Below are 10151 nucleotides of genomic sequence, written 5' to 3' on the forward strand. Positions count from 1 at the left end.
AGCCATCCCACGGCTCCAACTGTCAAGCGGCGATCTTGTCCGGACCGTTCCCGGCGGCGGTACGACGGATCATCTACCCGACGAACCCGCACACAGAGAACCTGACAGCACCCGCGCCGCTATGACGACCTGGCGCGCGTGGCGGTGGTCGCCACCGCCACCCCGCCCGGGCCCGCCGTCACCTGGACTCATGCGGCGATCGCCGCCCAGGTCGCGGGCACCGTCTTCGCCCCGATATCCGCCCCTCAGGTCGGCAGGATCCTGGCCGGCCTGGATCTCAAGCCGCACAAGGTGACCAGATGGCTCACCCGCCACCGTGCCGACGGGGGCGGATCGCCAGTGCCGAGGTGGTGAACAATTGGCAGCATGGGCGACCAGCGAGATCCCGGCAGGCGGGAGCGACCTCGGCCAGACCGGGCGACCACCGGGGAGGCCGATCCACCGAACCCGGTCGAGCCACCGCCTCCGGCCGGACGGGCACATCCCGTCGCACCACCGCCTCCGGCGGATCGGCCGCGTCCCCTCGATCTCAACGCCGACCTCGGCGAGGGTTTCGGGGTCTGGCGCCTCACCGAGGACGAGGCCCTACTCGACCTGGTCACCAGCGCCAACATCGCCTGCGGGTTCCATGCCGGCGACCCCGCGACGATGCGGCGGACGTGCGAGCAGGCGGTCCGCTGCGGAGTCCGCATCGGCGCCCAGGTCAGCTACCGCGACCTCGCCGGCTTCGGTCGTCGCCGCATCGACATGGACCCCGACGATCTACGTGACGACGTCCTCTATCAGCTCGGCGCGCTGGACGCCTTCGCCCGGACGGCCGGCGACCGGGTTCGCTACGTCAAGCCGCACGGCGCCCTCTACAACGCCATCGTCACCGACGAGGAGCAGGCGCAGGCCGTCGTCGAGGCCATCCGCTGCTACGACGCGACGCTGCCGGTCCTGGGCCTGCCCGGATCGGCGTGGTTGCGGCGCGCGAGCGAGGCCGGCCTGACCGCGGTCGGCGAGGCGTTCGCCGACCGCGACTACACGGCCGCGGGCACTCTGGTCTCCCGGCGCACGGCCGGCGCCGTCCTGCACGATCTCGACGTCATCGTCGCGCGCGGCGTGCGGATGGCGATCAAGGGCGTGGTCGTCAGCCAGCAGGGCACACCGGTGGACGTCGGCGCCCGCTCTCTCTGCGTGCACGGGGACACGCCGGGCGCGGTCGAGATGGTCAGACGGCTGCGCCAAGCCCTGTTCGACGCGGGTGTCCCCCTGATCCCGTTCAGCTGAGAGGATCGCGATGCGCATCCTGCCCTGCGGTGACGAGGCACTGCTCGTCGAGGTGGCCGGCCTGACCGAGGCCGAGGCCCTCTATGCGCGGCTGCGGCGGATCGCCCCGGTCGGGATCATCCAACTGGTTCCCGCGGCGCGGACGGTGCTGGTCGCGTTCGATCCCGCGGCGACCGACGCCAGACGCCTGAGCGCCGCCCTGCTGCGCGCCGCCGGGGCTCAGCCCGGCACGTCCGGCCCCACGCCCTCCTCCGGTCCCGCGCCGCAGGCCGGTCCCGCGCCGCAGGCCGGTCCCGATCCCTCGTCCGGCCCCGCGCCGCAGGCCGGTCCCCCGCTCGACCGGAACGTCGTGACGATACCGGTGCGCTACGACGGTCCCGATCTGGCCGAGGTCGCCCGGCTCAGCGGACTGACTCCGGCGCAGGTCGTGGACCGGCACGTACGTGGCCGGCACCGGGTCGCGTTCTGTGGCTTCGCTCCCGGCTTCGCCTACATCGCGGGCCTCGACCCGGCGCTGCGCGTGCCACGCCGGGACAGCCCGCGCACCCGGGTCCCCGCGGGCGCGGTCGCCATCGCCGACGAGTTCAGCGGTGTCTACCCGCGGACCTCGCCCGGCGGATGGCGGCTGATTGGCCATACCGACCTGCGGGTCTTCGATCCCGACCGGGAGCCGCCCGCCGTGCTGGCCCCGGGCACGCGGGTGCGGTTCATCGCTGACGCCGCCCGGTCGATGTCGTGATCGAAATATCATGATCGGGATTTCATGATCGAAATTGTCGCGCCAGGTCCGTTCGCCACGGTCCAGGATCTCGGCCGGCCCGGGCTCGCGCACCTGGGCATCACCCGGTCCGGCGCTGCCGACCGTCGCAGTCTGCTGCTGGCGAACCGGCTCGTCGGCAACGTCGCGACCGCGGCGGCGGTCGAGCTCACCTACGGCGGCCTCACCGCACGGTTCACGGATCCGGCGCTGATCGCGCTGACCGGCGCGCCGTGCCCGCTGGAACTCGCCGGTCGCCAGATCAGCATGTACTCCCCGGTGGACGTGCCCGCCGGCGCGCTGTTGCGGATCGGGGCACCCGACCGGGGCCTGCGCACCTACCTCGGAATTCGCGGGGGGATCGGTGTCCCCCCGGTGCTCGGCTCACGATCGAGTGACACCCTCTCCGGGATCGGTCCGCAACCGCTGAGCACCGGTCGGCGGCTGCCGCGGGCGGCCGACAGCGCGGACCCACCAACCGTCGACCTCGCCCCGCTCGCCCAGTACCCGGACGAACCGACCCTGCGGGTCCTCGCCGGCCCCCGCGACGACTGGTTCACCGCGGACGCGCTGCCCACGCTGTTCTCCGCGTCCTATGAGGTGACGGCCCAGAGCGACCGGGTCGGCGTACGTCTCGTCGGGCCGGCGCCGCGCCGCCGGATCACCGCGGAGCTGCCCTCGGAGGCCGTCGTCACCGGGGGGATCCAGATCCCCCCGGACGGGCGGCCGGTCCTCTTCCTCGTCGACCATCCGGTCACCGGGGGTTATCCCATGCTGGGCGTCGTCGCGTCCGAGGATCTGCACCTGGCCGCGCAGTGCCGGCCCGGCCAGCGCATCCGGTTCCGGCCCTACCACAGCTGGACCACACGATGACAGGCGAGGAGCGCCACACGCGGAATTAGTTATCTTTGCTCGTATTGCTCCCGGGGGGGGAGACCCGAGGAGGCCTTATGGGTTCGGTTCGGCTGGGTTCGCTTCGGCTGGGTTCGCTTCGGTTCACGACCGTCATCGCCGCCGCGTCCGTGGCCGCCCTCGCAGCGGCGCTCACCACGGCCTGCCAGGCGTTTCCCGCCGGCAGGGCAGCGTCGGCGACGCCGTCTACGGGAGCCCGGGCCGACCAGGAGATCACGATCGCCGCGACTCCCGTCCCGCCGCACCCGTCCGGGGCGGCGCGCACGGAGCTCACCGCAGGGTCGTTCGCCCAGCCGACCACGCGGCCGACCACGCACCCGCACCCGACCACGGAGCCGGTCGCGGAGCCGGTCGCGGAGCCGGTCGCGGAGCCGGCGAGGACATCGTCGACGGCGTCGTCCGGCCTGTCCACGGCCACGGCCACGACCCCGCTACCGTCGCGGACCGGCGAACCGTCCGCGGGCCTGCCGGACGATACCCGCCTGCCGGTTCCGGCGCAGGCACCCCTCGTCGCACCGGGCACGAGCGTCGCACCGGGCACGAGCACGTCCGCGCCGGCTCCGAGGCGGACGCCGCCCGTCGCCCCGCCCCGGACCGGCACCGAGGCCGCCGAGGTGGTCCGGTTGACCAACATCGAGCGGGCCCGAGCGGGCTGCGGCGCGCTGACGGTCGACGCCCGGCTGGCAGCCGCGGCGCAGGCGCACAGCACCGACATGGCGGCGAACGGCTACTTCGGCTACACCGGTAGGGACGGTCGCGGCCTCGACAAGCGGCTGGCCGCCCGCGGATACACCGCCGATCTCGTCGGGGAGAACATCGCCGCCGGATCGCTCACCGCGGCTCGGACCGTGCAGATGTGGATGGACAGCGCCGATCGGCGGGCGACCATCCTCACCTGTGCCTTCACCGCCATCGGCGTGAGCTACGCCACCGGCGGCGCGTACGGCACCTACTGGACGCAGGACTTCGCCGGCGCCGACCCACGAAACCACTCCGGGCCGAGGCACCCCGCCGGCCCTGAGACGCACGGCCGGCCCTGAGACGCACGGCCCACCCTGAGACGCACACTTCCCCTGTTCCTCCCCGATGGATCCTTCCGTCAGCGGTGGCTGCGGCGCCGATGACGGCCGAACGCGCCCGTGCGTTCCTCGGCCCCCTCGGCCGGGGCACCCTCGGCCGGGGCACCCTCGGCCGGGGCCGGGGCACTGAGGCGGTCGCTGGGATAGACCTCCGACTCCGCCAGGGGGCCCGGACGCATGGCCGCCTGCTCCCGCAGTTCCCGCTGACGGCGCGCCGCGGCCACGTCGCGCACCCCCCGCACGCTCAGCCGACCCCACGCGGTCGAACCGAGAAAGAGGATCACGGCGCCGAGGCCGTAGAAGAAACTGATCCAGACGAGCGCCTGCCGGGCGGACCCACCGACCGGCCGGCCGAGCGCGCCGAGGTCCCAGGGTCCCGCCAGCGTCGGGCCGACGACGAACCAGGCGCCGGCGACGATCGCGAGCCACGCACCCAGCGCGGCGGTGCCCCGGGTGGAGCTCATCAGCAGCAGGAACCCACCGACGAATGTGGCGGCACCCGGCAGCACCTCCAACCAGAAGCGGGCCGACGTCCAGGTCCAGGCGCTGTTCGGGGTGAAGGCGAAGTCGAAGTACGGCCCGACGAACGGAATCAGCGCCCCCCACACGCCCAGGAGCATCAGCAGCAGACCACTGACCACACCCCGGCTGCGGGGAATATGCCAGGCGCCCAACCAGGGGGAGTCGATGTCGGCGACGTGGGTCATCAGGAGCTCCTTCGGTGGCCAACGCCAGGAACGTGCCCCGCCCGGTGCCGATGAACCCTCACCGACGGCGAACCCCGATCCACGAAACACCAGGTCACCATCACCGCCGGTCGCGGCCCGGGACGCGGCCGCGCCGCGGTCAGCGAGCGCACGATCCGCGGCGTGCCCGGTCGGGCCCAGTCCCGGGGTCCACGTCCCAGCCGATCGCGCTCATGCCGAGGTTCGCGGCCGCGGCGAGCACGGCCGGCGACCAGTCACCACCCGGCGCGCGGAAGAGCCGGGGCGGTTTCCCACCCGCGTCGACGATGACCGACTGGGCGCGGACCATCTCGGCCCGGATCTGCGCCGGTGTGCGACGACTGAACGGCTGGGGATGGGTCATCGTGTGGTTACAGACGGAGTGCCCTTCGGCGATGATGCGGCCCACCAGGTCCCGGTGCGCGTGTGCCTGGGCCCCGACCAGGCAGAACGTTGCCTGGACCCGGTTGCGGCGCAAGACGTCGAGCATCCGCGGCGTCCACACCGGATGCGGACCGTCGTCGATCGTCAGGGCGACCGCGGCCGACAAGCACCCGCGCGAAGGAACGAGACGGTCGGGCTTCGGATCAAGCACGTCAGGCCCTATCACGTCAGGCCACGTCGGAGTCGTGCTGTGGATCGGGCGCACTCTTTCGACACGCATGATGTCGAGGCCACGATGCCGATAATTCGGATGAATCGTCGTCTTTTAACATAAATATGCCACACAGTCCACCGATATCCGACGATCATTAGGCAACAATCGACGCCCGCCGTGCAGGAGGACCGCTCATGGCATGGCCAGCCGCTCCGGCGGGAACCATCCCGGGCACGTCCGTCGCCGGGGCATCCACCACGGAGGCCACCCCGAACCCGGCGCCCCCGGTCTCGCCCGCCCACGTCCCGGCCGCCGCGTCCCCGGTCGGCCAGCGGGTGCGGGTACCCAAGACCGCGGAACTCGTCGCCAGCCAGCTGCGGCGGCGGATCATCCGCGGCGAGCTCAGCGAGGGTGACGCCCTACCGCCCGAACCCACGCTGATGGCGCAGTTCGGGGTCTCGCGCCCCACCCTGCGCGAGGCGTTCCGGGTGCTGGAGGCGGAAGCTCTGATCTTCGTGCGGCGCGGGGCCCACGGCGGCGCGCGGGTCCACACCCCGAGCCCCGAGGTCGCCGCGCGCTACGCCGGTCTCGTCCTCGAACACCGCGGCGCCACCCTGGGCGACGTCCACCAGGCCTGTGCCGTCATCGAGCCGCCGTGCGCGGCGCTGCTCGCCGAACGGCGTGATCCCGCCGACGTCGCCCGGCTGCGCCAGCTCCTCCACGAGGGTGACGAGGCCGCCGACCATCCCGTCGCGCTCGCCTCGGCCCAGGCCGCCTTTCACCTGGCCGTGGTGGAGCTGACCGGAAACAAGTCACTGACCGTGATCACCGGGATGCTCCTGCATCTCGTGGAGCTCACAAACAGCCACGGCGGTCACCCCGGTGCCGACAACCGTCCGGAGGAGACCAGCCTTGCCGAGGTCACCACCGATGACCGATCGTCCGCCCGTGCGACCCGTCGGATCCACGCCACGCTCATCGACCTCATCGAGGCCGGCGACACGCAGGGCGCCGCCGATCTCTGGCACCGGCACCTCGCCGCCCCCGACCACGCGATCCCCGGCGGTCCGGCCGACCGGTGCGTGCTGGACCTGCTCGGCTGAATCGAACTGTAGGGGGTTGGGCACGCTCTGGAGACCGTCACCCCCCACAGTCCAGCACCTTCCACAGTTCAGCCCGCGCCGCCGCGGCCGGGCCACCGCCGCCGCATAGGCGCGGGCATGGAGCCGCGACACGAAAGGATCGCGAAGATCGCTCTGGCTGCCGGGGGGCGGTACGGGCTGGCGCTCGCGGGTGGCTACGCGGTCCAGGCCCACGGGATGGGCTCCCGCCCGAGCGGGGACGTCGGCCTGTTCACCAGTTGGCAGCGCGCGACGAGTTCCCGGAGTTGACGTCGGCGGTCGTCTCCGCCCTGGAGGCAGCCGGGTACGCGATATCAATCGCCCTGCGGGCCGAAACATTCGTCCGGTGGAACGGGGTACAAAACTTTCGCGACGATCTCTCCCGGTGCGTCTGCCCTGGTCAGGAGGCCGGCTGCTGGACGGGGGTTCTGGCCGTGAGCCGGTGGGAGGACGAGCATTTTGCCCGCTTGGAGTGTGAGGTGCCGGTGCGGGGCCGGGATCGTCTGGCCTGGTGACGGGTGTCGCGGGCTGGCCTGCCTGGTGACGGTGGAGGTGGCCGCGGTGCCGGTCGGCGTGCTCGGGCTGCTGGATGCCCCGGGGATAGCGGTGCGGCACGGTCGGGTGTGCGCTGCGGCACGGTCGGGTGTGCGCTGCGGCCGGAGGAGTTCGGGGGTGGCGGGCCGTTCAAAGGGGTCGGCATCATGCCGGTGTCGCATCGGGTTCGGCTGCTGGGCGGCGGTGGCCGGTGGGTGGAACACACGATGTGGGAGGTCATGTCGCTGTCCCGGCATGCGGCCTTGACAGCGGGGAACCGGCTATGAACGGTGCCGACCGGCCTGAGTTCGACAAGGGGTCCGGGCTTGATGAGTCCTTCGTGGCCCGGCTGGAGTTGGCGTTGACCGCCCGTATCCAGGCGGAGCATCCCGGGCGGAACGCGGACCTGATCGGGCTGGTGGTCGGCCGGACGGTGGCACTTCTCGCCGTGGTCGACCTGCCGCGGCCGCTCCTAACCCTCTACATTTTCGACGGATCGACGGATCGGTGGGCGGCGGGCCACACCGTCCACTGGGTCACCGGCCTCGCCGGGCGCCATCCGGTGAAGCCACCGATCGGGGCCGCCCGACTCACTGACAACCGGACCAGATCACCGCCCAGGCGGGCGTGCCAGGAGACGAGGAGCGCCTCGGATTCGAGGGTGACGGCGTTGGCGACGAGCCGGCCACGTCCGCCCAGCGCCGCCCAGCAGGCGTCGAGCAGCCCGGGGGTCGTGAGGCCGCCCCCGATGAAGACCGCATCCGGCGCCCGCAGCCCGGCCAGGGCCTCGGGCGCCCGGCCGGGCACGATCCGCAGCGCCGGCACGCCGAGAGCCGTGGCATTGCGCCGGATCCGGTCGGCGCGCTCCGCCCGCGGCTCGATCGCGATCGCGCGACAGGTGCCATGGGTACGCATCCACTCGATCGCGATGCTGCCCGAGCCCGATCCGACGTCCCACAGCAGTTCGCCCGGGACCGGTCCGAGCCGGGCCAGGGTCACCGCCCGGATCTCCCGCCTGGTGATCTGACCGTCGTGCTCGAACGCGTCATCAGGCAAGCCCGGCGTCCGCGAGCGGTGCGGGGCGGACGGCGTGGGCACCGGCTCGACGGCGACGACGTTGAGGTCCGCCGGCTCGCGCAACGGCACCTGCGGCACGACCGACCCTTGCGACACAGCTGACCCCGGCGGCACGGCCGAGGCGGCCCCGCCCGGGTGCTCCACGGCGGCCGGTGCCCGAACCCAGGCCCGGGCACCGGCCTCGACCCAGGCGGAGGCGGGGGCGCTCTGGCGCGCCTCGTCCGGCCCCCCGAGCCGGTCGAGAACCGTCAGCAGGCTCTCGCCGTACCCGCGCCCGACGAGCAAGGTGGCGAACTCGACGGGCGTGGCCCGGTCGGAGCTGAGGACGAGCAGCCGTCGACGCGGCGCCAGTGCGGCCTGCACCTGCGCGAGGGGACGTCCGACCGCGCTCACCACGTCGACGTCGTCCACGGCCCACCCGAGCCGCGCGCAGGCCAGGGAGAGCGACGAAGGATGGGGCAGGACCCGCACCCGGTGCGCTCCCAGCAGCCGGACCAGAGTGGTGCCGATCCCGAAGAACATCGGATCACCACTCGCGAGAACACAGAGCTCACCCTGCCCCGCCTGAGCGCCGGTGCCGGCGTGCCCGGCCAGCAGGCGGGGCAGGGCCGGCAGCAGCGGGGACGGCCACGACACCCGCCGGCCTCCAACGGGCTGGCCGTCGATCCTTTCGGGCACGAGGGCAAGCTGGCGATCGGCGCCGAACAGCACGGCGGCCCCGCGCACCACCTCACGTGCCGTCGGCGCCAGCCCCGCCCAGCCGTCGGCCCCGATACCCACCACGGTGACGCGTACAGCAGAGGGGATGGAGTCGGCCCCGAAGTCGGCGGAGCTGGAGTCGGCGGAGCTGGAGTCGGCGGAGCTCACCGGCCCGGGGGACCCGGATCCGGTGACGTCACCGGATCCGGGCGCGGTCGCCGACGTGACGGCAGTATCGGACACAGCAGGCGAGCGTAGCGCGTCGGCCAGGAGGATCAAGAATAGCTGTGCGCCTCGTCCGGACAGGCCTGGTCGGCGACCTCCGCCACCTGCCCCGCGACCGCGTCCCACCACCGAGCCGCGGCAGCGGTCCGCGAGTATATCAGCCGCCGGCGGCCATGGGATGGAAAATCACCGCCGTATCGGGTAGCAATTCCTGGTGAAATGCGATCCCCGACACGTTGCACGCCGGCTCCGCGATCGGTGTGGCCTTCGAAGGCCTGATCACCTACGAACCCAGGAACAGGAAGAGCAGACATCTGTACGCCAAGGTACCAGGAGCGCTCCGGGACCTGCGCATAGGATGGCCGGGTAAATTCTCACATGGCCCGATCGCGCCAGGGCGTTTGAAGCCCAAACGCAGCGTCGGGCACCATGGCGTTCATGCTTGTTCACACGTGACCGACGACACGCACCCCGGCCGGCATGGTCGTACCCTGAGGAGATGGGGGCGTCGCACTCTCGACGGAGAGCGGACGGCTCCGCGCTCCGACTCCTCGCCGGTTGCCTGAGCCATACCCTTCCGCGTCCAGAGGAGATATTCCAAGTCGTTCTCGGCCCCGGCTTTCCGGGACTTTGTCCCACTCCGTACCGAGCGCTGACGGCTGGCCCTGGCTTTGGTCCGTGGCGGCCTTCTTCGTTGTCCGTCGACCCGTCGCCGAAACGAACGAAGGCGAACGCCCGGCGACGGACGCGGCTGTCGCCGACGCGTCGTTTCCTCATTGCATAGGACGCTGGGAGTTTGCATGCGCGATACGCGCGAAATCCAGGCACGATCGCCGCGCGGCACCGGTGGTGGGGCGAGCGAGGCGTGGCGTCTGCGGCTGGCCGGCCGATCGGAGACGGCCCAGCGCGCGCTCCTGCTGGACCTGATAGCCGGCCGGATCGCCGTGCTGACCGAGCGCAGCGGCGACGCGGCCATCCTCGGCCGGGAGTCCTCCTGGCGTGGTCTCGGGGTGTACCGCGGCATCGCCGATCGGCTGCGAGACGAACTGTCCGCGGCGACGGGTCTGCGCCTGCCCGCCACGCTGTTGTTCGACCGGCCCTCCCCCGAGGCCCTAGCCGACCATCTGCGCCGTGAGTTGCTGGGTATCGACG

The 10151-nt window shown here is 72.3% G+C and carries 12 protein-coding genes; 9 read left to right on the forward strand and 3 right to left on the reverse strand.

The window, feature by feature from the left end; translation table 11 throughout:
• Positions 1-138 precede the first annotated feature (138 nt).
• From AC08OX_RS10365 to AC08OX_RS10385, 5 genes are all read left to right on the forward strand, one after another.
• Positions 139-354 (forward strand): hypothetical protein, encoded by a 216-nt coding sequence (locus tag AC08OX_RS10365; RefSeq protein ID WP_476607616.1) that lies wholly within the window; start codon positions 139-141, stop codon positions 352-354.
• Positions 355-366: 12 nt separating this feature from the next.
• A complete protein-coding gene (locus AC08OX_RS10370) occupies positions 367-1272 on the forward strand; it encodes a LamB/YcsF family protein (protein WP_476607617.1) in 906 nt (301 codons plus the stop codon).
• A gap of 10 nt (positions 1273-1282) precedes the next feature.
• A complete protein-coding gene (locus AC08OX_RS10375) occupies positions 1283-2011 on the forward strand; it encodes a 5-oxoprolinase subunit B family protein (RefSeq protein ID WP_476607618.1) in 729 nt (242 codons plus the stop codon).
• A gap of 24 nt (positions 2012-2035) precedes the next feature.
• Positions 2036-2902 carry a 5-oxoprolinase subunit C family protein gene (locus tag AC08OX_RS10380; RefSeq protein ID WP_011437360.1) on the forward strand — a complete coding sequence of 289 codons (867 nt, stop codon included), beginning with the start codon at positions 2036-2038 and terminating at the stop codon, positions 2900-2902.
• A 77-nt stretch (positions 2903-2979) separates the two neighbouring features.
• Positions 2980-3981 carry a CAP domain-containing protein gene (locus AC08OX_RS10385; protein WP_476607619.1) on the forward strand — a complete coding sequence of 334 codons (1002 nt, stop codon included), beginning with the start codon at positions 2980-2982 and terminating at the stop codon, positions 3979-3981.
• Positions 3982-4040: 59 nt separating this feature from the next.
• Here the strand turns inward: AC08OX_RS10385 and AC08OX_RS10390 are convergent, their stop codons facing one another.
• Positions 4041-4727: a hypothetical protein gene (locus AC08OX_RS10390; RefSeq protein ID WP_011437362.1), complete on the reverse strand. Its 687-nt coding sequence runs from the start codon at positions 4725-4727 to the stop codon at positions 4041-4043.
• Between the two features lie 139 nt (positions 4728-4866).
• Positions 4867-5340, reverse strand: coding sequence for a polysaccharide deacetylase family protein (locus AC08OX_RS10395; RefSeq protein WP_476607620.1), 474 nt, complete (start codon positions 5338-5340; stop codon positions 4867-4869).
• Positions 5341-5537: 197 nt separating this feature from the next.
• Here AC08OX_RS10395 and AC08OX_RS10400 point away from each other — a divergent pair, with 197 nt between their 5' ends.
• The 3 genes from AC08OX_RS10400 (at position 5538) to AC08OX_RS10410 (ending at position 6979) form a co-directional block, all read left to right on the forward strand.
• Entirely contained in the window at positions 5538-6446 is a 909-nt protein-coding gene (locus tag AC08OX_RS10400) for a FadR/GntR family transcriptional regulator (protein ID WP_476607621.1), read from the forward strand.
• A gap of 117 nt (positions 6447-6563) precedes the next feature.
• Positions 6564-6734: a hypothetical protein gene (locus AC08OX_RS10405; protein ID WP_476607622.1), complete on the forward strand. Its 171-nt coding sequence runs from the start codon at positions 6564-6566 to the stop codon at positions 6732-6734.
• Entirely contained in the window at positions 6704-6979 is a 276-nt protein-coding gene (locus AC08OX_RS10410) for a hypothetical protein (protein ID WP_476607623.1), read from the forward strand. The genes AC08OX_RS10405 and AC08OX_RS10410 overlap by 31 nt, the downstream gene beginning before the upstream one ends.
• Before the next feature lie 499 nt (positions 6980-7478).
• On the opposite strand, the gene cbiE is transcribed toward AC08OX_RS10410, so the two are convergent.
• Entirely contained in the window at positions 7479-9017 is a 1539-nt protein-coding gene (gene cbiE, locus AC08OX_RS10415; RefSeq protein ID WP_476607624.1) for a precorrin-6y C5,15-methyltransferase (decarboxylating) subunit CbiE, read from the reverse strand.
• Positions 9018-9799: 782 nt separating this feature from the next.
• Between cbiE and AC08OX_RS10420 the strand changes: the two genes are divergently transcribed.
• Positions 9800-10151, forward strand: a 352-nt coding sequence (locus AC08OX_RS10420; RefSeq protein ID WP_476607625.1) for an acyl carrier protein, incomplete at its 3' end; no start/stop codon positions are given.

Source organism: Frankia sp. CoBUL1 (genome assembly GCF_978021245.1).